Here is a 24589-nt window from a genome sequence, read left to right as displayed (position 1 = left end):
ATTCAGCTGATCGAAGAAGAAATGTGCTGTATCTCTAAATTCTGCATCGCCATTTGTAACTTTTCTTGCAAGGTTAAGCAGAAAGCGCAAGACTTTTTGAAACGTTTCAGCGCTATCTTGTTTTAACAAACGGAGCAGGCTAGCGCATTTTTTCTCATTTAAGCTGAAACGATTCAAGTTCAGCAGGAGAGGAGAACCATGTTCCAGTTATCTGTTCAGGATATCCACCCGGGCGCTCAGGCCGGGAACAAAGAAGAGGCCATTCGCCAGGTTGCCGCTGCCCTTGTGCAGGCGGGTAATGTCGCGGACGGCTACGTTAACGGCATGCTGGCGCGCGAGCAGCAGACCTCCACTTTCCTCGGCAATGGTATCGCCATTCCGCACGGTACAACGGACACCCGCGATCAGGTGCTGAAAACCGGCGTTCAGGTTTATCAGTTCCCTCAGGGTGTGGTGTGGGGCGACGGTCAGGTTGCTTACGTGGCAATCGGTATCGCTGCCAGCAGCGACGAGCACCTGGGCCTGCTGCGTCAGCTGACGCATGTGCTGAGCGATGATTCGGTGGCTGAACAGCTGAAGTCCGCGACGACGGCGGAAGAGCTGCGCGCGTTGCTGATGGGCGAAAAACAGAGTGAAGCGCTGAAACTGGATAATGAAACATTGACCCTGGATGTTGTGGCGAGCGATCTGGTCACGCTGCAGGCGCTGAACGCAGGCCGTCTGAAAGAAGCCGGTGCGGTAGACGCGTCCTTTATCACGCGCGTTATCAATGAGAAGCCGCTGAACCTGGGACAAGGTATCTGGCTGAACGACAGTGCTGAAGGCAACCTGCGCAGCGCTATCGCGGTGAGCCGCGCGGCCAACGCGTTTGACGTTGAGGGCGCGCACGCTGCAATGCTGGTCACCGTCGCGATGACCGATGAACAGCCGGTTTCCGCGCTAAAACGTCTTGGCGATCTGCTGCTGAATGACAAGGCTGAAAAACTGTTGAACGCTGACGCAAGCACGCTGCTGGCGCTGCTGACCAGCGATAATGTGCTGACTGATGACGTGCTGACCGCTGAGTTTGTAGTGCGTAACGAGCACGGCCTGCATGCCCGTCCTGGCACCATGCTGGTGAATACCATTAAACAATTCGAAAGTGAGATTACCGTGACTAACCTTGATGGCACGGGCAAACCGGCCAACGGCCGTAGCCTGATGAAAGTTGTCGCGCTGGGCGTGAAGAAAGGTCACCGTCTGCGCTTTACCGCACAGGGTGCTGATGCTGAACAGGCGCTGAAAGCGATTGGCGACGCCATCGCGGCAGGTCTGGGGGAGGGCGCATAATGAGCAGACGTGTTGCGACTATTACGCTGAACCCGGCATACGACCTGGTGGGGTTTTGCCCGGAGATTGAGCGCGGCGAAGTAAACCTCGTGCGTACCACTGGCCTGCATGCTGCAGGTAAAGGGATTAACGTCGCGAAAGTGCTCAAGGATCTCGGTATCGATGTCACCGTGGGCGGATTCCTCGGTAAAGATAACCAGGATGGTTTCCAGCAGCTGTTCAGCGAACTGGGGATTGCTAATCGTTTTCAGGTTGTTCAGGGCCGTACCCGTATCAACGTCAAGCTGACGGAGAAAGACGGCGAAGTGACCGATCTGAACTTCTCAGGCTTCGAGGTGACTCCGTCAGACTGGGAGCGCTTCGTGAACGACTCTCTGACCTGGCTTGGTCAGTTCGACATGGTCTGCGTCAGCGGCAGCCTGCCGTCCGGCGTGAGCCCGGAAGCGTTCACCGACTGGATGACGCGTCTGCGAAGCCAGTGCCCATGCATTATTTTTGACAGCAGCCGTGACGCGCTGGTCGCCGGCCTGAAAGCCTCGCCGTGGCTGGTGAAGCCGAATCGCCGCGAACTGGAGATCTGGGCTGGCCGTAAGCTGCCAGAATTAAAAGATGTGATTGACGCTGCCCATGCGCTGCGCGAGCAGGGTATCGCTCACGTGGTTATCTCTCTTGGTGCAGAAGGGGCGCTGTGGGTTAACGCTTCTGGCGAATGGATCGCCAAACCGCCATCGGTTGACGTTGTCAGCACCGTTGGCGCAGGGGATTCAATGGTTGGCGGTCTGATTTATGGCCTGCTGATGCGTGAATCCAGTGAACATACTTTACGTCTTGCCACCGCCGTTGCTGCCCTGGCCGTTAGCCAGAGCAATGTCGGTATTACCGATCGTACCCAGTTAGCCGCGATGATGGCGCGCGTTGACTTAAAACCTTTTAACTAACAGCAGGAGAGGAATAATGAAAACGCTGCTGATCATTGACTCCGGTCTCGGACAGGCTCGCGCCTATATGGCGAAGACCTTGCTGGGAGCGGCGGCGAACAAAGCACATCTCGAGATGACGGATAACCCGGGCGACGCCGAAATGGTGATTGTTCTGGGTGATAAAATTCCCGCTGACAGTGCGCTGAATGGCAAAAAAGTGTGGCTGGGCGACATCAATCGCGCGGTGGCACACCCGGAACTGTTCCTGAGCGAAGCGAAAGGTCATGCGTCTGTTTACAGCGCACCGGTCGCGGCGCCAGTTGCCGCGTCCGGACCAAAACGTATCGTGGCGATCACGGCCTGCCCGACGGGCGTGGCTCATACCTTTATGGCAGCTGAAGCCATTGAAACCGAAGCGAAAAAACGCGGCTGGTGGGTAAAAGTTGAAACACGTGGATCCGTTGGTGCGGGCAACGCAATCACCCCTGAAGAGGTGGCTGAAGCCGATCTGGTGATGGTTGCGGCTGACATCGAAGTGGACCTGGCGAAATTTGCCGGTAAGCCGATGTACCGCACGTCAACGGGCCTGGCGCTGAAAAAGACCGCTCAGGAGTTTGATAAAGCGCTGGTGGAAGCGAAGCCGTATCAGGCAACGGGGTCCACGCAAACTGCGACGGAAGGTAAGAAAGAGTCAGCTGGCGCCTATCGCCATCTGCTGACCGGCGTGTCTTATATGCTGCCGATGGTGGTGGCGGGCGGTCTGTGTATTGCCCTCTCGTTCGCGTTTGGTATTACCGCGTTTAAAGAAGAAGGCACGCTGGCTGCTGCCCTGATGCAGATTGGTGGTGGTTCCGCGTTTGCCCTGATGGTGCCGGTGCTGGCAGGCTTTATCGCCTTCTCCATCGCTGACCGTCCGGGCCTGACGCCGGGTCTTATCGGCGGTATGCTGGCGGTCAGCACCGGTTCTGGCTTTATCGGCGGTATCATTGCCGGTTTCCTGGCGGGTTACGTTGCGAAGCTTATCAGCTCGAAGCTGAAACTGCCGCAGAGTATGGAAGCGCTGAAACCGATCCTGATCATCCCGTTGATTTCCAGCCTGGTGGTGGGCCTGGCGATGATTTACCTCATCGGTAAACCTGTAGCGGGTATCCTGGCGGGTCTGACCCACTGGCTGCAAACCATGGGTACCGCGAATGCGGTACTGCTGGGAGCTATTCTCGGTGGCATGATGTGTACCGACATGGGTGGCCCGGTGAACAAAGCAGCATACGCATTCGGTGTTGGCCTGCTGAGTACCCAGACCTACGCGCCAATGGCAGCGATTATGGCGGCCGGTATGGTGCCACCATTGGCTCTTGGCCTGGCAACCATCATTGCACGTCGTAAGTTCGACAAAGCGCAGCAGGAAGGGGGGAAAGCCGCCCTGGTACTTGGCCTGTGCTTTATCACCGAAGGGGCAATTCCGTTCGCGGCGCGTGACCCAATGCGCGTGCTGCCATGCTGTATCGTGGGGGGCGCGGTAACCGGTGCTATCTCCATGGCGGTTGGCGCGAAACTGATGGCACCACACGGCGGTCTGTTCGTGCTGCTGATCCCAGGTGCAATCACGCCAGTGCTGGGTTATCTGCTGGCGATTGTGGCCGGTACGCTGGTGGCAGGTCTCTCTTACGCGGTGCTGAAACGTCCGGAAGCGGAAGGGATCGCGAAAGCGGCGTAAGCGGTAAAACAATAAAAAAGCCGGGTGCTTATGCGACCCGGCTTTTTTTATGCCGCCTGTTCAGCGGTTTGCTGTGCCTTCAGCCAGGCAATCTCTTCTGCCCAGATGTCCGGATTAATGGTTTCCAGCACCATCGGGATACCGTCGAAACGGGCATCCTGCATAATAAAGCGGAACGCATCGTGGCCGATATTGCCTTCACCGAGGCTGTGATGGCGGTCCACGCGACTGCCAAACGCGCTTTTCGCATCGTTCAAGTGCATTCCGCGCAGATACTTGAAGCCCACAATGCGTTCAAACTCATCGAAGGTCTTTTTCGTCTCATCAAGCGTTCGCAGATCGTAACCCGCGGCAAAGGCATGGCAGGTATCAATACATACGCCCACGCGGGATTTATCCTCCACGCCGTCAATAATGGCCGCCAGATGTTCGAACTTAAAGCCGAGGTTACTGCCCTGACCGGCGGTGTTCTCGATGACCGCCGTCACGCCCTGGGTTTTATCCAGCGTGATGTTGATGGATTCGGCAATGCGCGCCAGACAGGCATCTTCGTCAATCTGCATCAGATGACTTCCCGGATGGAAGTTCAACAGCGTCAGCCCAAGCTGCTCGCAGCGCTGCACTTCATCAAGAAAAGCCTCGCGGGATTTCTCCAGCGCCTCCTGCACGGGATGGCCGAGGTTAATGAGATAGCTGTCGTGGGGAAGGATTTGACCCGGCCCGTAGTGGTATTTCTCACAGGCGGCTTTGAAATCATCAATCACTTCAGAGGTGAGCGGGGCGGCGCGCCACTGGCGCTGGTTCTTGGTGAACAGGGCGAAAGCGGTCGCCTCAATTTCGGCGGCGCGAATGGCGGCATTCGCAAGGCCACCTGCAGCGCTGACGTGCGCTCCAACATATTTCATAAAGGGACTCCTGTTAACCCGAAATACGTATGATAGCGGGTTAACAGGAGAAGGATGAAGTGGTTTATGCCATCAGGCTATGTACCGCGAGGTTAATCGCACCGCCGCCAACGATCAGCCAGATGAAGAGTACCAGCGCCATCAGCAGCGGTTTTGCACCTGCTTTTTTCAGCGCGCTCACGTGTGTCGTGACCCCGAGCGCCGCCATCGCCATCGCCAGCAGGACGGTATCCAGCGTGACCAGCATATCCACCACGGCTTTCGGCAGCAGGTGGAAGGAGTTAAATACCGCCACCACGATGAAAAGAATCGCAAACCACGGAATGGTGATTTTACTCTTCTGGCTGCTGCCTGCCGGCGCGAGTTGTTTTACGCGAGCGGCCAGGATAATCAGGAACGGAGCCAGCATCATGACGCGCAGCATTTTGGCAATGACCGCGGCATTTTCCGCATCCGGATTAATGGCGTGACCCGCCGCCACCACCTGAGCCACTTCATGCATGGTTGAACCAATATAAATGCCGTAGGTCTCCGGACTAAACCAGTGCGCAACCAGCGGGTACATGGCCGGGTAGAGGAAAATCGCCAGCGTACCGAAAATAACCACGGTCGCGACGGCAACCGTCACTTTGCTGGATTCTGCCTTAACGACAGGTTCGGTTGCCAGTACCGCGGCAGCCCCGCAGATACTGCTGCCGGCACCAATCAGCCAGCTGGTTTGTTTATCCAGCCCAAACACTTTCTGGCCGATAAAGCAGGCCAGTAAAAAGGTGCTGGTCAGGGTCAGGACGTCAATAGCGATCCCGCTGACGCCGACATCCGCAATCTGTGAAAAGGTCAGGCGGAAGCCGTAAAGGATAATCCCGAGGCGCAGCAGATGCTGTTTGGCGAAAATAACCCCGCCATCACAGGACTTCCAGATATGGGGGTAAACGGTATTTCCCACCACCATGCCGAGCAATATTGCCAGCGTTAAGGCACTAAAACCTGCCCCGGCGACGGCCGGAATGCTGCCGCCCCATAACGCTACGCCAGTTATCACCGCGCTGAGCGCAAGACCCGGCACGAAGTGCCACAATGTACGTTGATGCTGTAAGGTGTGTTCTGACATAACCTTCTCCTTTATCTGGCTAAAAGGTTACGGCGTTGTGGCTTAAAAATAAAATTGATTATATACTTATAATTAATCTATATAAGTGGTAAGTGACCATGCACATTACGTTGCGTCAGCTGGAAGTTTTTGCCGAAGTGCTGAAAAGCGGGTCGACGACGCAGGCCTCGCAAATGCTGGCGCTGTCCCAGTCCGCGGTAAGCGCAGCCCTGACCGATCTGGAAGGGCAACTGGGGGTTCAGCTTTTCGACAGAGTGGGGAAACGGCTGGTCGTCAATGAACATGGCCGCCTGCTGTACCCGCGCGCGCTGGCACTGCTGGAGCAGGCAACTGAAATTGAACAGCTGTTCCGCGAAGAGAACGGGGCCATCCGCGTTTACGCCAGCAGTACGATCGGCAATTACATTCTGCCGGAAGTGATTGCCCGCTATCGCCGGGATTTCCCGACCCTGCCGCTGGAGATGAGCGTTGGCAATAGCCAGGATGTCATCAATGCGGTGATCGATTTCCGCGTGGACATCGGTTTGATTGAAGGGCCGTGTCACAACGTCGATATCATTGCTGAACCCTGGCTGGAAGATGAGCTGGTGGTGTTCGCCTCGCCAGCCTCTTCTTTATTACAGGGTGAAGTGACGCTGGAACGGCTGGCTCAGGCGCAGTGGATCCTCCGGGAACAGGGCTCCGGTACCCGTGAAATTGTCGATTACCTGCTGCTCTCTCACCTGCCGCATTTCCGGCTGAGTATGGAGCTGGGCAACTCGGAAGCCATCAAACACGCGGTCCGTCATGGGCTGGGCATCAGCTGTCTCTCGCGGCGGGTGATTGCTGAACAGCTTGAGGCCGGCACGCTGGTCGAAATACCGCTCCCGTTGCCTAAACTGGTGCGCACGTTGTGGTGCATTCATCATCGTCAGAAACACCTTTCCAGCTCGCTGCAGCGTTTTCTGCGCTATTGCGACATGTAAACCCGCAATGCGGATCCTCTCTCCGTTGGGAGAGGGGAGATGCAGATGCGTGCTTTACTTATAATCCTGGCCGAGTCATGAAGCTCTCTTATAACTGAGCATTTCTGCCGGAAGGAACGCGTATCGTCTGCTACAATCGCGCCTCATTTGTTGAAGGGACAGCATTTTCACATGGTTTCAGAAATTAAAACCACAGAAGCGCCCGCGCTACGTCGCGAACTTAAGGCGCGTCACCTGACGATGATCGCTATCGGCGGTTCAATCGGTACAGGTCTTTTTGTTGCCTCTGGCGCAACAATTTCGGCAGCCGGCCCGGGTGGGGCACTTTTCTCTTATATCCTGATTGGCCTGATGGTGTACTTCCTGATGACCAGTCTGGGCGAACTGGCGGCGTACATGCCGGTATCCGGTTCGTTTTCGACCTACGGTCAAAAATACGTTGAAGAAGGCTTCGGCTTCGCGCTGGGCTGGAACTACTGGTACAACTGGGCCGTTACTATCGCCGTTGACCTGGTCGCCGCACAATTGGTGATGAACTGGTGGTTCCCGGACACGCCAGGCTGGATCTGGAGTGCGCTGTTCCTGGCGGTGATCTTCCTGCTCAACTACATCTCCGTGCGTGGTTTTGGCGAAGCGGAATACTGGTTCTCTTTGATCAAAGTGGCAACCGTCATCATCTTTATCGTCGTCGGTGTGGCGATGATCGTTGGTATTTTCAAAGGCGCTCAACCTGCAGGATGGAGTAACTGGAGCATTGGCGATGCGCCATTTGCGGGTGGATTCTCGGCCATGATTGGCGTGGCGATGATTGTCGGCTTCTCCTTCCAGGGAACCGAGCTGATCGGGATTGCTGCCGGTGAATCCGAGAACCCGGAGAAGAACATTCCACGCGCGGTGCGTCAGGTATTCTGGCGTATCCTGCTGTTCTATGTGTTTGCGATTTTGATTATCAGCCTGATCATTCCTTACACCGATCCAAGCCTGCTGCGCAATGATGTGAAAGACATCAGCGTTAGCCCGTTCACGCTGGTCTTCCAGCATGCCGGTCTGCTCTCCGCCGCGGCGGTAATGAACGCCGTTATCCTGACCGCCGTGCTCTCAGCGGGTAATTCCGGCATGTATGCGTCTACCCGTATGCTCTATACCCTGGCATGCGACGGCAAAGCGCCACGCATTTTTTCTAAGCTGTCCCGTGGCGGTGTACCGCGTAACGCCCTGTATGCCACAACGGTGATTGCCGGCCTGTGCTTCCTGACCTCCATGTTTGGCAACCAGACGGTGTACCTGTGGCTGCTCAATACGTCCGGTATGACGGGCTTTATCGCCTGGCTCGGGATTGCTATCAGCCACTATCGCTTCCGTCGCGGTTACGTTATGCAAGGTCATGACATCAATGACCTGCCGTATCGCTCAGGGTTCTTCCCGCTGGGGCCTATTTTCGCCTTCATTCTGTGCCTGATTATTACGCTGGGACAGAACTATGAAGCGTTCCTTGCGGACCGTATCGACTGGGGTGGTGTAACGGCTACCTACATCGGTATTCCGTTGTTCCTGATAATCTGGTTTGGTTACAAACTGACGAAGGGGACGCGCTTTGTTCGCTACAGTGAAATGGAATTCCCGGGACGCGTAAAACAATAACCGCACTTCCTCTCTTTTAGCCCGCTCGGTTGAGCGGGCTTTTTTATTGGCGATCAGAAGCTGTAGGTCATGCCGACAGTGTAACGGCGGCCATCAAGTACGGTATCGTAAGTCTCGTAATCAATCTGTTTATCCAGCACGTTATACACGCCTGCGGTTACCAGCAGGTTCTTGTTGGCGTTATAACGCAGACCCACATCAACCTGCGTGTAAGACGGTGTGCCCTGTGACATTGAGGTCCGGCTGAGATACTCAGAAGATTTGCCGCGGAAGTTCAGACGGCTCCAGAAGCCCACATCCTGCGTGGCCTGCCAGTCCAGCGTGGTGTTGAACATATGCTTAGGCATTTTATTCAGAGGCTTACCAGAGAACTGACCGCTCTTCTGCTCGGATTCGGTATAGGTGTAGTTAGCCGTCCAGTTAACATCCTGGGTGATTTTCCAGCCGAAAGTGGATTCCACACCGCGCATGTTGGCTTTGTCGACGTTGACCCGGTCGCTGACAAAATCGTAGGCATGACCGCCAATCGTACAGGCAGGGTCGGCACTGCTGTTACAGCGACGTACTTCAGTGATTTTGTTTTTGAAGTCGGTATTGAACAGCGTAACGCCGGCGTTAAGACTGTCATTGTTATCCCAGAGCAGGGCGATCTCTTCGCTCAGGCTCTTCTCCGGCTTGAGGTCCGGGTTACCCACGATCATGCCATCCAGCCGACCGCCGCCCGTTGCCTGACCCCAGTTGGCGGAGGACTGACGCAGATCCGGTGCACGGTAGCCGGCAGAAACGCCCCCTTTTAACGTCCACTGTTCTGCAAGGTGCCACACCCCATAACCGCGAGGCGTCCAGTTGGTGCCATAGTTCTGGTCTTTATCCATACGCAGACCACCGGTCGCCGTGAAGCTATCGGTCATCGCCCACTCATCTTCAGCAAACAGCGCCCAGCTCCAGCGCGTCAGTTTGTTGAGCCCGTCCGCCGCCTCAAGCTGGTTACCGTTGTCACGCAGCTTCTCATAGCGATACTGGCCACCGAGGGTCAGGGTATGGTCGCCGAGGAAGATCTGGTTCTGGTTGTTGAAAGTGGTGTTATACGAACGCATTTTGCGAACCGGGTTATTGGTCTCTTCCTGCTGGATGTAGCTGGTGGTGTTGAAGTCGCTGTAGTAACCGCTGTGGGTAAGGGAATAGGTCGTATGTTCGTAGCGGGTTTCGCTTTTGCTGTTTGGCGTGCAGGTTGCCCCGCGGCAGGTTTCAGTCGCTTTCGACTTGCCCGGCGTGCTGTTTCGGTCCTGAAGTTCGCGGGCAAAATCGAGGTCAAAATCGTTCTGCTCGTCCGGGGTAAAGTTCAGCGTGACCCCGCCGTTACGCATTTTCTGCTCATTGAAACCGTTCAGGATCTGATCTTCCGCGCGACGTGAGAGCAGGCCTGTCACTTTTGCACCGAGCAGTCCGTCAATTAACGGGCCGGAAGCGTAGGCGTTGGTCTGGAAGATATCCCCGGAATCATGGTTCTCCTGGAACGTGGCATCGCCGTGTAACGATCCGGTCCAGGCTTTGGTATTCGAGACTTTTTTGGTAATGATGTTGATTACGCCGCCCATTGCATCTGAGCCATAGAGCGATGACATGGGCCCGCGGATCACTTCGATGCGCTCGATAGACTCCAGCGGCGGTAGCCAGCCTTGCTCAATGCCCGAGTTATCGCTGTTCGGACGCGTGCTGCGCGTACTGACGCGCTTGCCATTGACCAGGAACAAGGTGTACTGGGACGCCATGCCGCGAATGCTGATATCGCTGCTGCTTCCGCCGCCCGTCACGACGACGCCCGGGACATCTTTTAGCGCATCGGTCACATCGCGGTAAGCCTTGTCTTCAATCTGCTGCTTTGAAATGACGGAGATAGAGGCTGGGGCATTCTGGATTTTTTGCTCAAAACCCGTGGCGGTCACCACCACGGTATCCGGGTCGGCTGCGTGAGCAAGAGGGGAGAGCATGGCGGTGCTGATGGCAACAGCCAGTAACGTAACGCGTGGTATTGTCATTTGAACATTCCATATCAAAAAGAAAAACACTCCATCGGGTAACCCTGAGAACTGTATGTATTTGTCTTGTAAGAACTCTTTGTGATGGAGAAGAGCCTGGAATTGTACAAAAGAATGTGAAATTGTAAACACAAATGATAATCGAAATCATTTGTGTTTTGATGTTGATCGAAGAAACAGGCTTTTATTCAAGGGGATAGGTTTTGAGGCCCGGCAGACGAAGCGCCACCGGGCAAGAAGGGAGGAACTTACTTAAACAGATGCGCCGCATGGAAGCGGAGATGATCTTCAATAAACGACGCCATAAAGTAATAGCTGTGGTCATACCCTGGCTGGATACGCAGCGTCAGCGGCCAGTCCTTCTGGCGTGCCGCTTCGGCCAGAACCGCAGGTTGTAGCTGACCGGCGAGGAACTGATCCGCATCGCCCTGATCGATCAGCGTCGGGATGGCGTCCCCCGTGTTGCTGGCCAGCATCAGCGCACAGCTGTCCCACGCCTGCCATTTATCCGTGTCACTGCCCAGATAATGGGTGAAGGCTTTCTGACCCCATGGCACCTGGGTGGGGTTCACAATCGGGGCAAATGCCGACACGCTGGTGTATTTTCCCGGATTTTTCAGCGCCATTATCAACGCGCCGTGTCCACCCATGGAGTGTCCGCTAATGGCGCAGCGGTCGCTTACCTCAAATTCGGCCTGAACCAGCGCAGGCAGTTCGTCACGAATGTAATCATACATGCGGTAATGACGTGCCCAGGGCTGCTCTGTCGCGTTCAGGTAGAATCCGGCGCCTTTGCCCAGATCGTACCCGGCATCATCGGCGACATCATCGCCACGCGGGCTGGTGTCAGGCATGACCAGCGCAATCCCCAGTTCAGCCGCAATACGCTGCGCGCCCGCTTTGGTGGTGAAGTTTTCGTCGGTACAGGTTAAACCGGACAGCCAGAACAGCACGGGTGGCTTTACGCCCGTTTCAGCTGGCGGCAAAAAAATGCTGAACGTCATGGCACAGTTCAGTACGCTGGAGTCGTGCCGCCAGCGCTGCTGTCGACCTTCAAAACAACGATGCTCTTCGAGCAGTTCCATGCAGGGCTCCTTAATACGAATTGCTATTCACTCGGCCCATAATACAGAGTTTTCATTTACCTGTGAGTAACTTTCACTTTCGCAGGACGGTAAGATGCGGCATCATAAATTAACTTTTCTTTAACAATTGGAGCGGTCATGGCGCTGCGTATCGCGCTCAGTGGGTTTGTGGTTCTGGTGGTAGCGATGGGGATAGGGCGCTTTGCTTTTACCCCTCAGGTGCCGCTAATGATTGCCGCCGGGCAACTCACGCTCACCAGCGCGGGCCTGGTGGCGGCGATGAACTATCTGGGCTATCTGGTGGGAGCATGGGATGCAATGCGTGCGCACCGCTTCGTTGAAACACGCCTCTGGTTGGGTATTTTTGGTGCGGTTGCGCTGACGCTGCTTTCCGCTGCGGCCGATAACGCCGTGGTACATGGCCTGCTGCGCTTTGTGATTGGCTGCATGAGCGGCTGGTCGATGGTGCTGATTGCCGCCTGGACCAACGAGCGGCTGGGACAACTGGGGAAACCGGGTCTCAGCGCCGCGGTATTTGCCGGGCCAGGTGCAGGTATTGCGCTCAGCGGGCTGCTTGCCGTCTATATCCAGGCTAAGGCGCTTTCCGCCGGTGCAGCATGGCAAATCTACGGCGTGCTGGCGCTGGTGCTTATCGCGCTGGTGGCCCGGTATCTGCCGCGTGCGGGTCAACTTCACCGGCCGGGCAGCGCACCGGAACCGCTCGTCCTGACGAAGAATTTAAAGCGCCTGGTCTGGAGCTACAGCCTGGCCGGGTTTGGCTATATCCTTCCGGCGACCTTTTTATCGCAAATGGCGGCCGTGCGTTTTCCCGGCAGTCTGTTTGCCCAGTTTGTCTGGCCGATATTCGGTATTGCCGCCGTGGCGGGCATTGCGCTCAGCATCGTTTTACGCCACACCTCAACCTCAAACCGCAGGCTGGCTATCGTATTGTGGTTGCAGGGGGCAGGCGTACTGGCAGCCTGGCTGTTGCCGGGGATTGGCGGGTTACTGACCGGCGGCTTGCTCGTTGGGGGCGGGTTCTTGTGTGCCGTTCAGCTCTCTTTACTTTATGGGCGCGAGCTGGCACCAGATCACACGCGCTACATGGCGGGACTGCTTACTACCGGTTATGCCATCGGTCAGTTGATTGGCCCGGTAACGTCGGCGTTGTCGACGTGGCTCACGCACCGACTGGAGCCTGCGCTGGGGCTGGCGGGCGTCGCGCTGTTCATCGGCGGCGCACTGGTCTGGGATCGTCAGGCCGAAAGGCAACAGCAATTGCAATAATTATCGTCGTGAATACTGGATTATGTGCGCCGCCTCACGCACAATGAGCGCACACTTTTGCCACAACGAGGGCAAAAGACGCCACACCTGCAGGAGAAAAGAATGCCATCACTCAGTAAAGAAGCAGCCCTGGTTCACGAAGCTCTGGTTGCGCGTGGTCTTGAAACGCCACTGCGTCCACCCGTTCAGGAACTGGACAATGAAACCCGTAAGCATCTGATTGCTGGGCATATGACCGAGATCATGCAACTGCTGAATCTCGATCTGAGCGACGACAGTCTGATGGAGACGCCGCACCGTATCGCAAAAATGTACGTTGACGAAATTTTCTCCGGCCTGGATTACGCCAATTTCCCGAAAATCACCGTCATTGAAAACAAGATGAAGGTCGATGAGATGGTAACGGTACGTGATATCACGTTAACCAGTACCTGCGAACACCACTTCGTGACCATCGACGGTAAAGCGACCGTGGCTTATATCCCTAAAGATACGGTGATTGGTCTGTCGAAGATTAACCGCATCGTGCAGTTCTTTGCGCAGCGTCCACAGGTGCAGGAGCGTCTGACGCAGCAGATCCTGACCGCGCTGCAAACGCTGCTGGGCACCAATAACGTGGCAGTATCTATCGACGCCGTTCACTACTGTGTGAAAGCGCGCGGCGTGCGTGATGCCACCAGTGCGACCACCACGACGTCGCTGGGCGGTCTGTTTAAATCCAGCCAGAACACCCGCCAGGAGTTTCTGCGCGCCGTGCGTCACCACAACTAATCTGACAGGGCAGGCTACATGGAGCGAAACGTCACGCTCGATTTTGTTCGAGGCGTCGCCATTCTCGGTATCCTGCTGCTTAACATCAGCGCCTTCGGCTTGCCGAAGGCGGCGTATCTCAATCCTGCGTGGTATGGCGACATCACCCGCAGCGATGCCTGGACGTGGGCCATCCTCGATCTCTTTGCCCAGGTCAAATTCCTCACCCTGTTTGCCCTGCTGTTTGGCGCAGGCCTGCAGCTACTGCTCAGGCGCGGCACGCGCTGGATCCAGTCGCGTCTGACATTGCTGGTGATCCTCGGCTTTATTCACGGGCTGTTCTTCTGGGATGGCGACATTCTTCTCGCCTATGGCTTAGTCGGGCTGATTTGCTGGCGGCTCATTCGCGATGCGCACAGCGTAAAAAGCCTGTTTAACACGGGCGTGATGCTTTACGTCATGGGCCTTGGTGTGCTGTTACTGCTGGGGATAATCTCCGGTGATGCGGCAAACCGTTCATGGATCCCCGATGCCGCCAACCTTCAGTACGAGCAGTACTGGAAGCTGAAAGGAGGCATGGAAGCGATAAGCAACCGTGCGGATATGCTTGGCGATAACCTGTTGGCGCTGGGGGCGCAGTATGGCTGGCAGCTGGCAGGGATGATGCTGATGGGGGCATCACTGATGCGTACCGGCTGGCTGAAAGGGGAGTTTTCCCTTCGCCACTATCGCCTGACGGGAGCCGGGTTAATTCTTCTCGGCGTGCTGATTAATCTGCCGGCCGTGATCATGCAGTGGCATCTGCACTGGAACTACCGCTGGTGTGCGTTTCTGCTTCAGGTCCCGCGCGAGCTGAGCGCGCCCTTCCAGACGATTGGCTATGCGGCTCTCATTTACGGCTTCTGGCCACAAATGTGTCGCGCATGGATTGTCAGTGCCGTTGCCTGCGTAGGCCGTATGGCCCTCAGCAATTACATTCTGCAGACGCTGATATGCACCACGCTTTTTTATCGGTTTGGCCTGTTTATGAAATTCGACCGGCTTTCGCTGCTGGCGTTTGTTATCCCGGTCTGGATGGTTAACCTGGCGTTTTCTGTTCTCTGGCTACGTTATTTCCGCCAGGGGCCGCTGGAGTGGGTGTGGCGTCAGTTAACCGCACATGCTTCAGGGGTATCATTGAGAAATACATCCAGATAACGATCTGGATCACAATCATTAACAAAACGGATGTAAACGTTTTCATCTGTGTGAGCTTCTTCACGTAGTCCCCTTTCTCTCGCTGCCAAAATAGCCACCTTGCTAAACACAGGGGGTGTCTGTGAGTTGCTGCAATCCTTTGAAGGATGGTGAATATGATCACCATTCGTGACGTCGCCCGTCAGGCGGGTGTTTCCGTGGCTACCGTCTCACGCGTGCTGAACAACAGCGCGCTGGTCAGCCCTGACACCCGCGAAACCGTAATGAAAGCCGTGACCCAGCTGGGTTATCGCCCTAATGCCAATGCGCAGGCGCTTGCCACGCAGGTCAGCGATACCATTGGCGTGGTGGTGATGGATGTCTCTGATGCCTTTTTCGGTGCGTTGGTTAAAGCGGTAGACGTTGTCGCTCAGCAGCATCAGAAATACGTGCTGATTGGCAACAGCTATCACGAGGCTGAAAAAGAGCGTCATGCGATTGAAGTGCTGATCCGCCAGCGTTGTAACGCACTGATTGTGCACTCAAAAGCCTTAAGCGATGACGAGATTTCCGGGTTTATGGAGCAGATCCCCGGCATGGTGCTGATCAACCGTATTGTGCCAGGGTATGCCCACCGCTGCGTCGGGCTGGATAACGTCAGCGGGGCGATGATGGCCACCAAAATGCTCATCAACAACGGGCATCAGCGGATCGGTTTTTTGGCCTCCAGCCATCATATTGAAGATGATGAGCTGCGGCGCGAAGGCTGGCAAAACGCCCTTAAAGAACAGGGTATTACGCCGTCTGAAAGCTGGGTCGGAACCGGAACGCCGGATATGCAGGGCGGGGAGGCGGCGATGGTGGAGTTGCTGGGCCGTAATCTGCAGCTGTCTGCCGTGTTTGCCTATAACGATAACATGGCGGCCGGGGCGCTGACTGCGCTGAAGGATAACGGCATTGCGGTGCCACAGCATTTATCGTTGATTGGTTTTGATGATATTCCCATTGCCCGTTACACCGACCCGCAGCTGACCACCGTGCGTTACCCCATCGCCTCTATGGCCAAACTGGCCACTGAGCTGGCGTTACAGGGGGCGGCAGGGCTGCTGGATCCGGGCGCAACACACTGTTTCATGCCGACTTTAGTGCGTCGACATTCTGTCGCTGCCCGGCAAATTGTGGTTCCGATCACTAACTGATTACATCAGCTGATGTAACCGTTTTCAATCTGTGAGTAAATTCACAGTATCTTAACAAGGCGCTGACTATGATGTCAGCGTTTTAGGGGCTGAAACGCTATGTAACAGTGATTAATCACTTTCACCATAGCCAATGTGCCGCAAACAACGAATAAAACGCATTTCTGGAGCGTTACCGAACACGGAAGATAGAAATTTTATAAGTGAACTTCGGCTGTCAGTAACGTTTCATTAACACCTGCCTGCCGATCGTTATTCACAAGAACTACCCTGCATAAAAAAAACCGGAGATACCATGAATAAGAAGGTGTTGACCCTGTCTGCTGTAATGGCAAGCATGCTTTTTGGTGCAGCAGCGCACGCTGCGGATACCCGTATTGGTGTGACCATCTATAAATACGACGACAACTTCATGTCTGTTGTCCGTAAAGCTATCGAGAAAGATGCTAAAGCAGCGCCAGATGTTCAGCTGCTGATGAATGACTCCCAGAACGACCAGTCCAAACAGAACGACCAGATCGACGTTCTGCTGGCAAAAGGCGTGAAGGCACTGGCCATCAACCTGGTTGACCCCGCTGCGGCAGGCACGGTCATTGAAAAAGCGCGCGGCCAGAATGTGCCGATTGTCTTCTTCAACAAAGAACCTTCCCGTAAAGCGCTGGACAGCTATGACAAAGCGTTTTACGTCGGTACTGACTCCAAAGAGTCCGGCATTATTCAGGGCGATCTGATCGCTAAACACTGGGCGGCGAACCCGAACTGGGACCTGAACAAAGACGGCCAGATCCAGTTCGTGCTGCTGAAAGGCGAACCAGGCCATCCGGATGCTGAAGCCCGTACCACTTACGTTATCAAAGAGCTGAATGATAAGGGCCTGAAAACCCAGCAGCTGGCATTAGATACCGCGATGTGGGATACCGCTCAGGCGAAAGATAAGATGGACGCGTGGCTGTCCGGCCCGAACGCTAACAAAATCGAAGTGGTAATTGCCAACAACGATGCGATGGCTATGGGTGCGGTAGAAGCGCTGAAAGCGCACAACAAATCAGCCATTCCTGTGTTCGGTGTGGATGCACTGCCAGAAGCTCTGGCCCTGGTGAAATCCGGTGCAATGGCCGGTACCGTGCTGAACGATGCCAACAACCAGGCGAAAGCAACCTTCGATCTGGCGAAAAACCTGGCCGATGGCAAAGGTGCGGCAGACGGTACGACCTGGAAAATTGAAAACAAAATCGTTCGCGTACCTTACGTCGGCGTAGACCAGTCCAACCTGGCTGAGTTTATCGGTAAATAAGTTATTTGAATTGTCTTCACTGGGCGCAACTTGTTGCGCCCTTTTATAACGCGATATGCGAGGCCAACAAGGTATAATTATGGTCAGCACAAATACTCAGTCATCTGGTGAATACTTGTTGGAAATGAGCGCTATCAACAAGTCATTTCCCGGGGTTAAGGCACTCGATAATGTTAATTTAAAAGTTCGTCCTCACTCTATTCACGCATTAATGGGGGAGAACGGCGCAGGTAAATCAACATTATTAAAATGTCTTTTTGGGATCTATCAAAAAGATTCTGGCAGCATTCTTTTTCAGGGGAAAGAGATCGATTTCCATTCAGCAAAAGAAGCACTGGAAAACGGTATCTCAATGGTTCACCAGGAATTAAACCTGGTGCTGCAGCGTTCTGTTATGGATAACATGTGGCTGGGCCGTTATCCGACCAAAGGTGTCTTTGTCGATCAGGATAAAATGTATCGCGACACCAAAGCGATTTTCGATGAACTGGATATTGATATCGATCCGCGCGCCCGCGTGGGAACGTTATCCGTGTCCCAAATGCAGATGATCGAAATTGCCAAAGCATTCTCCTATGATGCGAAAATCGTCATCATGGACGAACCGACATCGTCATTAACGGAAAAAGAGGTTAACCACCTTTTTACCATTATTCGTAAGCTCAAAGACCGCGGCTGCGGCATTGTTTATATCTCTCACAAAATGGAAGAGATCTTCCAGCTGTGTGATGAGATTACCATCCTGCGCGATGGCCAGTGGATTGCCACCCAGCCTCTCGAAGGGCTGGATATGGACAAGATCATCGCCATGATGGTAGGGCGCTCTCTGAACCAGCGCTTCCCGGACAAAGAGAACAAGCCGGGTGAAGTGATCCTTGAGGTTCGCAATCTCACCTCGCTGCGTCAGCCGTCTATTCGCGACGTCTCTTTTGACCTGCATAAGGGCGAAATTCTCGGTATCGCAGGTCTGGTCGGGGCAAAACGTACTGATATTGTCGAAACCCTGTTCGGTATTCGTGAGAAAGCCGCGGGCACCATCACGCTGCACGGTAAGAAAATCAATAACCACAGCGCTAACGAAGCCATTAATAATGGTTTTGCGCTGGTTACGGAAGAGCGTCGTTCGACCGGTATTTATGCGTATCTGGATATTAACTTTAACTCGTTAATTTCCAATATTCGCAACTATAAAAACAAAGTCGGGCTGCTGGATAACTCCCGCATGAAGAGCGATACCCAGTGGGTGATTGACTCCATGCGCGTCAAAACGCCAGGTCACCGCACGCAAATTGGTTCGCTGTCAGGCGGTAACCAGCAGAAGGTCATTATTGGGCGTTGGTTATTAACCCAGCCAGAAATCCTGATGCTGGATGAACCGACCCGCGGTATTGACGTCGGCGCGAAGTTTGAGATTTATCAGCTGATTGCCGAGCTGGCGAAAAAGAATAAAGGGATCATTATTATTTCTTCCGAAATGCCGGAATTGTTAGGGATCACAGATCGTATTCTGGTTATGAGCAATGGTCTCGTTGCCGGTATTGTTGACACCAAAACGACAACGCAAAACGAAATTTTGCGTCTTGCGTCTTTGCACCTTTAAGATCAGGGGCTCCTCATGAGTGCGTTAAATAAAAAAAGTTTTCTCACTTACCTGAAAGAAGGCGGTATTTACGTTGTTCTTTTAGTACTGCTGGCTATCATCATTTTCCAGGACCCTACGTTCTTAAGCCTGTTGAACCTCAGTAACATCCTGACCCAGTCCTCCGTGCGCATTATTATCGCGCTGGGCGTGGCGGGACTTATCGTGACGCAGGGGACTGACCTGTCAGCGGGACGTCAGGTTGGCCTCGCGGCGGTTATCGCGGCAACGCTGCTGCAGTCAATGGAAAACGCCAACAAGGTGTTCCCGGAAATGGCAACCATGCCCATTTTCGTGGTGATCCTGATTGTCTGTGCGATCGGCGCGGTGATTGGTCTGATTAACGGCATCATTATCGCTTACCTGAACGTGACGCCATTTATCACCACCTTAGGTACGATGATCATCGTTTACGGTATCAACTCCCTGTACTACGACTTCGTGGGGGCGTCGCCAATCTCTGGCTTCGACAGCGGGTTCTCGACCTTTACGCAAGGGTTTATCGCGCTGGGCAGTTTCCGCCTGTCGTACATTACCTTCTACGCCCTGATTGCCGTCGCTTTTGTCTGGATCCTGTGGAACAAAACCCGCTTCGGTAAAAACATCTTCGCTATCGGCGGTAACCCGGAAGCGGCGAAAGTGTCCGGCGTCAACGTTGCCCTGAACCTGCTGATGATCTATGCCCTGTCAGGTGTGTTCTACGCCTTTGGTGGGATGCTGGAAGCGGGCCGTATCGGCTCTGCAACGAACAACCTGGGCTTCATGTACGAACTGGATGCGATCGCAGCCTGTGTGGTCGGCGGCGTCTCCTTTAGCGGCGGCGTGGGTACCGTGTTCGGCGTGGTAACCGGTGTCATCATCTTTACCGTAATCAACTACGGTCTGACCTACATCGGCGTGAACCCATACTGGCAGTACATCATCAAAGGCGGCATCATCATCTTTGCGGTCGCCCTGGATTCACTCAAATACGCGCGTAAAAAATAATCGCCTCTGGCATTACCTGGCCCGCTCATCGAGCGGGCTTTTTTGTGCTTCATGCCAGACTCGACTCCTCCCGGGTGACAATGCTCTCGAACCAGTCGAGTTCGGAGAGCTTGCAGGCAACCCACTGTTGAGAAAAAGCCTCTCCCAGGCTGTCGGTGAGATACTGACAGCGTGCAAATGTCTCAATCGCCTCCTGCTGAAACAGCGGCAGATCCGGCCCGTCCTGCTGAGGTTCAGGTAAATCCTGCTCGTCAAAATTTTCCAGCCCGTACAGCATTCCGCTCAGAAGCGTTGCCGCCACCAGATACGGATTGGCATCGGCCCCGGCCAGCCGGTACTCAATACGCCGGTTATGGTCATCAGAGCAGGGAATACGCAGCGCGGCGGAGCGGGTGTTATAGCCCCAGGAGTTAAATAGCGGTTCCGTGAGGTTTTTACGCAGGCGGCGGAATGCGTTAACGCCAGGGGCGAGAATGGCGATGGAGGCGGGCATCAGCGCCAGCTGGCCAGCGATGCAGAGGCGCATCATGCTGTTCAGCGCTTCCACCGGTGACGCGAATACGTTTTCGCCATGAATATCGTTCAGGCTGAAATGGAAGTGCAAACCGCTGCCGGACTGCTGGCTGAACGGTTTGGCCATAAAGTTGGCCTGCAGACCCTGTTTCTCCGCAACGTAGCGGGTCAGGCGTCGCAGGGCCAGCACGTTATCGCAGACTTCAACGACGCGATGGCTATGCTTCAGGTTTAACTCGAACTGGCCAGATTCGGCCTCGGCCACGATCCCGGTCAGGGGGATACGCTGCAGGTGCGCCAGCTGCTCCAGCTCGTCAAACAGTGCCGCGTGTGCTGTTGAGGTATCCATATGAAAGCAGCCCTGATTTTGTGGATCCTGCGTGCCGCGTCCGGTCAGGTAAAACTCAATTTCCGGGGCAATCACCGGGAAGAGCCCGTGCTGATGGAAACGAGCCAGAACGTTTTGCAATATCACCCTTGGCTCAAGCGGGCACGGTTTGCCGTCGCTCTCTTTCATGGTCAGCAGGATCTGCGCGTTATGCTGAGGGTCTTGCGAACAGGGGCGCAGGGAACCGCCGACGGGAACGCAGAGCCGGTCGGGCTCATCATCAAGCGGGGCGGCTATTTTGCCTTTATGGTCCATGGAGTAGACGGAGAGGGGGAAGTAACAGCCTTTTTCCAGATTCAGCATGCTTTCCACCGAGAGCCGCTTGCCGCGCATAATGCCATTGATATCGTTCAGGTAAACGTCAATATGTTTTGTCTGCGGGTAACGTTCCAGGTAATCCGCCACTTCCAGCGAGACGTTGTGTTGCATGGCATCAAGTTTGTCATCAAGCCAGAGGCCAGCGTTGAGCGCCGTCGGGAGTGATAAACCCGTGAAGTTAAAATAGGGGCGGACATTTTTCAGGAAAAACGCATTCATTATTGAGTTCATAGTCATTCTTCAATGAAGCCGTAGCGGCAGTGAACTCAGCTTAAAAGGGGCGGCGTAAAGGCGGGATAAAAAGCGTTACGCCCGGTATAAAGAAAGTATAAAGGCGAGGCTATTTTTTCTCTTTTTTCTGCATATCAAGCAGTTGTTCTGGCGTGACGGCCGGGTAGCCCTGCGCATCTTCCGGCACTTCATGCATCGCCGGAATGGGTACCAGCGGGCCTAAAAAGCGCGGTTCACGTTTGAAGATGTACAGATCGGCCAGAGCGCCAAAACGCGCGCCAAACTCACGTACGCGGACGCTCAGCATATCTTTAGGCGACGGCACGGCGTAGCACTGCGCCTGGATACCCATATGCAGTGCGATAAACAGCGCCCGTTCGCAGTGGAAGCGTTGGGTGATGATGATGAAATCGTTGGTGTCGAACACCTTGCGCGTACGCACGATGGAATCCAGAGTACGGAAACCCGCGTAGTCGAGCACGATATCGGCCGGATCGACGCCAGCGGCAATCAGGTCTTTGCGCATGGTGACCGGTTCGTTATAGCTTTGCAGCGCATTATCGCCGCTCAGCAGCAGGTAATTCACTTTGCCGCTGTTATACGCGTTCAGCGCGCCCTGAATGCGGTAACGGTAATACTGATTAATTACCCCGGTGCGGTAATACTTGGCGGTACCCAGCACAACGCCGACCTGACGATAGGGCAGGTCCTGCAGGTCGTCAAAGATATACGGAGCCGTTTTCCAGCTCATCCAGCGATCAAGACCCAGCACGATCAACAGCAGTATGCCGACCAGGACAGACAGGCTGTAAAAAGCGCGCTTTAACATGCAGATGGCTCGTACCGAAGGTGAAATTTAACTCAGGCTACTTTACCCGCCTGGTTAGCGCAAGAAACAGCGAATCAACTGAGGGGTTTTTCAGCAAAGCAGCGGGCATTTCTGCCCGCCGGAGGCATTACGCAAGCAAAACACGGTCAATAGTTGAGCAGTCGAGCGCTTTCAGCGTTGCGGCGGTGGCGTCCCACTGGATCAACGGCGCGTCGGCTTTCTCTGCCAGAATAGCGCGCTGAATGTCCGGGTAGTCATAGCCATTGAGGCTCAGCAAATTCAGGGCGCCCTGAAGCGGTGGCAGCGTCGGGTTAAAGGCGGCGTTTTCGGCATAGCTTCCGGTGAAGATGCGACCATCACGACACTGCAGCGCCACACCGCTTGGGGAGTGACTGTATGGCGTGTGGCTCTTGTTCGCCGCACGAATCGCGGCTTCGCTCAGCGCATCACCGGAAAGGGCAAAACCGTGATCCTGTTCATCCATCAGCAGCGTTTTGATGTCGAGATCTTTCGGACCAAACGCGTCAGGCAGGTAATCCCCGAGGGTATGCGGCGCACGGCCTGGCAGATTGATGCGTAACTCCAGCCCGCTGTTCAGCTCGTTCATGAACTGGCGGCAGTGGCCGCAAGGGGTGTAGTTAACGGTAATGGCGCTCAGCGCTTGTTCACCGCGCAGCCAGGCGTGGCTGATGGCGCTTTGTTCCGCGTGAACGGTCTGCTGCATGGTCGCGCCGAGGAACTCCATGTTGCCACCGAAGTACCAGGTTCCGCTTACGCCGCGTGCAATCGCACCGACGTTGAAATGAGAGAGATCGGCGCGGGCGCAGGCTGCCGCCAGCGGCAGCAACGCGAAGGCCAGCGCGTCGTCGTCCAGCCCTGTGGCTTCTTTCAGTGCCGTGACGTGTTCAGCCGTCAGCAGGGCCGGGAAATGCTCATCCGCCAGAATCGGGGCCAGAGCTGATTGCACATTCTCTGCAAGCTGGGCGAAAGCAGCTTGAAAACGTGGATGCATGGCGTTTGCCTCATAAAGGTTAATGGATCGGTAGTTTACGGAGCCGCTGGGGCTTTATATGTGATCCACTTCTCATTATGTATGCAACTTATGAAAACAAAATGAAATTTGCGCGACGCATCGCAAATTTTAACCCATGACCGCCACAATCAGCGGGAAAATAAACGGTGCGAGCAGGGAGGTGATAATCCCGCAGATCACCAGTGCGAGTGAGCTAAACGCCCCTTCCTGATAATCCAGTTCAGCGCAGCGCGCGGTGCCCAGGGCGTGCGACGCGGTACCCATCGCCAGACCTCGTGCCGCTTTGGTGTGGATACGCATCGCATTCAGCAGGGTATGTCCAAAGACCGCGCCGAGGATCCCCACGAATATCACACACATGGCGCTGATGGCCGGAATCCCCCCCAGGCTGCCGCCCACGGCCATCGCGATAGGCGTGGTGACCGACTTAGGCAGAATAGAGGCCGCAATTTGTGGAGACGCGCCCATCAACAGCGCCACCGAGGTGCCGGTGATCATCGCCACCAGGCTCCCGACAAAACAGATGGTAATGATGGATTTCCAGCGGGCGCGGATCTGGTGCAATTGCTCATATAAAGGAAAGGCGAGCGCCACCACGGCCGGCTGCAGAAGGTCGTTCAAAATTTTGCTGCCGGCAAAGTAGCGTTCATAAGGAATGCCGGTGAGAAGCAGGAACGGGATAATCACCACCATCGCCACCAGCAGCGGATTAAGTAACGGCATTTTGAAACGTGCGGCGAGTTTGCGTGCGGCGAAGAACACTGCCAGCGTTAACGGCAGCGACCACCAGATATTGGCCATCATTGTTTTGTTCCTTTCTGCCCAACCACTTTACGTTCGCCATGCACCAGATGCGAACTCCAGCTTACTACCAGGAAAACCACCAGCGTACTGACCGCGCAGGAGACCACAATGGGTCCGAACTGCGCCTGGAGCAAATCAAAATACTGCATAACCCCGACGCCGATAGGCACGAACAGCAGCGCCATATAGCGAATAAGGACAAAGCAGCCAGGGTTAACCCATTTGGCAGGCAGAATTTGCAATGCCAGCAAAACAAAGAGGATCAACATTCCAATGATACTGCCGGGGATGGTAATGGGAAGCAGGGATGCGATAAAGATTCCGGCATACAGGCAGGCGTAAATCAGGACGAATGCGCGAAGATATTGCCAGATAATGTTCAATGATTTTCTCATGGTGAAAGTCCTTGATGAAACGCATTCATCATAC

The 24589-nt window shown here is 54.9% G+C and carries 21 protein-coding genes; 12 read left to right on the top strand and 9 right to left on the bottom strand.

Features of this window, described 5'->3' with window-relative positions; all coding sequences use genetic code 11:
• Positions 1–198: 198 nt before the first annotated feature.
• Genes fruB through fruA form a run of 3 tightly spaced genes read left to right on the top strand, consistent with a single transcriptional unit; the run spans position 199 to position 3966 of the window.
• A complete protein-coding gene (gene fruB / locus ACN9MQ_RS15225) occupies positions 199–1329 on the top strand; it encodes a fused PTS fructose transporter subunit IIA/HPr protein (RefSeq protein ID WP_426021373.1) in 1131 nt (376 codons plus the stop codon).
• A complete protein-coding gene (gene fruK, locus ACN9MQ_RS15220) occupies positions 1329–2267 on the top strand; it encodes a 1-phosphofructokinase (RefSeq protein WP_014170919.1) in 939 nt (312 codons plus the stop codon). Before fruB ends, fruK begins: the two co-directional genes overlap by 1 nt.
• A 16-nt stretch (positions 2268–2283) precedes the next feature.
• Positions 2284–3966 (top strand): PTS fructose transporter subunit IIBC, encoded by a 1683-nt coding sequence (gene fruA / locus ACN9MQ_RS15215; protein WP_426021374.1) that lies wholly within the window; start codon positions 2284–2286, stop codon positions 3964–3966.
• A 47-nt stretch (positions 3967–4013) separates the two neighbouring features.
• Here fruA and nfo read toward each other — a convergent pair whose 3' ends face one another.
• Together nfo and ACN9MQ_RS15205 are read right to left on the bottom strand one after the other, a co-directional pair.
• Positions 4014–4871: a deoxyribonuclease IV gene (nfo, locus tag ACN9MQ_RS15210; protein WP_014170917.1), complete on the bottom strand. Its 858-nt coding sequence runs from the start codon at positions 4869–4871 to the stop codon at positions 4014–4016.
• A 64-nt stretch (positions 4872–4935) separates the two neighbouring features.
• Entirely contained in the window at positions 4936–5982 is a 1047-nt protein-coding gene (locus ACN9MQ_RS15205; protein WP_040017996.1) for a YeiH family protein, read from the bottom strand.
• A gap of 98 nt (positions 5983–6080) precedes the next feature.
• Here ACN9MQ_RS15205 and yieE point away from each other — a divergent pair, with 98 nt between their 5' ends.
• Together yieE and ACN9MQ_RS15195 are read left to right on the top strand one after the other, a co-directional pair.
• Positions 6081–6947, top strand: coding sequence for a DNA-binding transcriptional regulator YeiE (gene yieE, locus ACN9MQ_RS15200; RefSeq protein WP_014170915.1), 867 nt, complete (start codon positions 6081–6083; stop codon positions 6945–6947).
• Between the two features lie 171 nt (positions 6948–7118).
• Complete coding sequence (locus tag ACN9MQ_RS15195) at positions 7119–8588, top strand: amino acid permease (RefSeq protein WP_020883191.1); 1470 nt, start codon at positions 7119–7121, stop codon at positions 8586–8588.
• 53 nt (positions 8589–8641) lie between these two features.
• On the opposite strand, the gene ACN9MQ_RS15190 is transcribed toward ACN9MQ_RS15195, so the two are convergent.
• On the bottom strand, positions 8642–10627 hold the full coding sequence (locus tag ACN9MQ_RS15190) for a ligand-gated channel protein (protein WP_426021375.1): 1986 nt from the start codon (positions 10625–10627) through the stop codon (positions 8642–8644).
• A 248-nt stretch (positions 10628–10875) separates the two neighbouring features.
• The gene (gene fghA, locus ACN9MQ_RS15185) at positions 10876–11712 is read right to left on the bottom strand and encodes an S-formylglutathione hydrolase (protein WP_279261478.1); all 837 of its coding nucleotides are present in this window, start codon (positions 11710–11712) and stop codon (positions 10876–10878) included.
• A gap of 138 nt (positions 11713–11850) precedes the next feature.
• Between fghA and ACN9MQ_RS15180 the strand changes: the two genes are divergently transcribed.
• The 7 genes from ACN9MQ_RS15180 (at position 11851) to mglC (ending at position 20044) form a co-directional block, all read left to right on the top strand.
• The gene (locus ACN9MQ_RS15180; protein WP_032678574.1) at positions 11851–12999 is read left to right on the top strand and encodes a YbfB/YjiJ family MFS transporter; all 1149 of its coding nucleotides are present in this window, start codon (positions 11851–11853) and stop codon (positions 12997–12999) included.
• A gap of 102 nt (positions 13000–13101) precedes the next feature.
• Positions 13102–13770: a GTP cyclohydrolase I FolE gene (gene folE, locus ACN9MQ_RS15175; RefSeq protein ID WP_020883194.1), complete on the top strand. Its 669-nt coding sequence runs from the start codon at positions 13102–13104 to the stop codon at positions 13768–13770.
• A gap of 18 nt (positions 13771–13788) precedes the next feature.
• A complete protein-coding gene (gene yeiB, locus ACN9MQ_RS15170) occupies positions 13789–14946 on the top strand; it encodes a DUF418 domain-containing protein YeiB (protein WP_426021376.1) in 1158 nt (385 codons plus the stop codon).
• Between the two features lie 155 nt (positions 14947–15101).
• Positions 15102–16124, top strand: a complete 1023-nt coding sequence (galS, locus tag ACN9MQ_RS15165) for an HTH-type transcriptional regulator GalS (RefSeq protein ID WP_020883196.1) — start codon at positions 15102–15104, stop codon at positions 16122–16124.
• Positions 16125–16419: 295 nt separating this feature from the next.
• Entirely contained in the window at positions 16420–17418 is a 999-nt protein-coding gene (mglB, locus tag ACN9MQ_RS15160) for a galactose/glucose ABC transporter substrate-binding protein MglB (protein WP_014170907.1), read from the top strand.
• 79 nt (positions 17419–17497) lie between these two features.
• The gene (gene mglA, locus ACN9MQ_RS15155; RefSeq protein ID WP_020883197.1) at positions 17498–19018 is read left to right on the top strand and encodes a galactose/methyl galactoside ABC transporter ATP-binding protein MglA; all 1521 of its coding nucleotides are present in this window, start codon (positions 17498–17500) and stop codon (positions 19016–19018) included.
• 15 nt (positions 19019–19033) lie between these two features.
• On the top strand, positions 19034–20044 hold the full coding sequence (mglC, locus tag ACN9MQ_RS15150; protein WP_014170905.1) for a galactose/methyl galactoside ABC transporter permease MglC: 1011 nt from the start codon (positions 19034–19036) through the stop codon (positions 20042–20044).
• A 49-nt stretch (positions 20045–20093) separates the two neighbouring features.
• On the opposite strand, the gene ACN9MQ_RS15145 is transcribed toward mglC, so the two are convergent.
• The 5 genes from ACN9MQ_RS15145 to ACN9MQ_RS15125 form a co-directional block, all read right to left on the bottom strand.
• Positions 20094–21482 (bottom strand): glutamine synthetase family protein, encoded by a 1389-nt coding sequence (locus ACN9MQ_RS15145; RefSeq protein WP_426021397.1) that lies wholly within the window; start codon positions 21480–21482, stop codon positions 20094–20096.
• Between the two features lie 121 nt (positions 21483–21603).
• Positions 21604–22323, bottom strand: coding sequence for an outer membrane permeability protein SanA (gene sanA, locus ACN9MQ_RS15140; protein WP_014170903.1), 720 nt, complete (start codon positions 22321–22323; stop codon positions 21604–21606).
• 127 nt (positions 22324–22450) lie between these two features.
• The gene (cdd, locus tag ACN9MQ_RS15135; protein ID WP_426021377.1) at positions 22451–23335 is read right to left on the bottom strand and encodes a cytidine deaminase; all 885 of its coding nucleotides are present in this window, start codon (positions 23333–23335) and stop codon (positions 22451–22453) included.
• Positions 23336–23464: 129 nt separating this feature from the next.
• On the bottom strand, positions 23465–24160 hold the full coding sequence (locus ACN9MQ_RS15130; RefSeq protein WP_014170901.1) for a CidB/LrgB family autolysis modulator: 696 nt from the start codon (positions 24158–24160) through the stop codon (positions 23465–23467).
• Positions 24157–24555 carry a CidA/LrgA family protein gene (locus ACN9MQ_RS15125; RefSeq protein WP_063214759.1) on the bottom strand — a complete coding sequence of 133 codons (399 nt, stop codon included), beginning with the start codon at positions 24553–24555 and terminating at the stop codon, positions 24157–24159. The genes ACN9MQ_RS15130 and ACN9MQ_RS15125 overlap by 4 nt, the downstream gene beginning before the upstream one ends.
• Between the last annotated feature and the right edge of the window lie 34 nt (positions 24556–24589).

The sequence above is a fragment of the Enterobacter sp. R-25 genome (genome assembly GCF_049913205.1).
GTDB classification, from domain to species: Bacteria; Pseudomonadota; Gammaproteobacteria; order Enterobacterales; family Enterobacteriaceae; genus Enterobacter; species Enterobacter ludwigii.
This window is presented reverse-complemented; position numbering and strand designations above follow the sequence as displayed.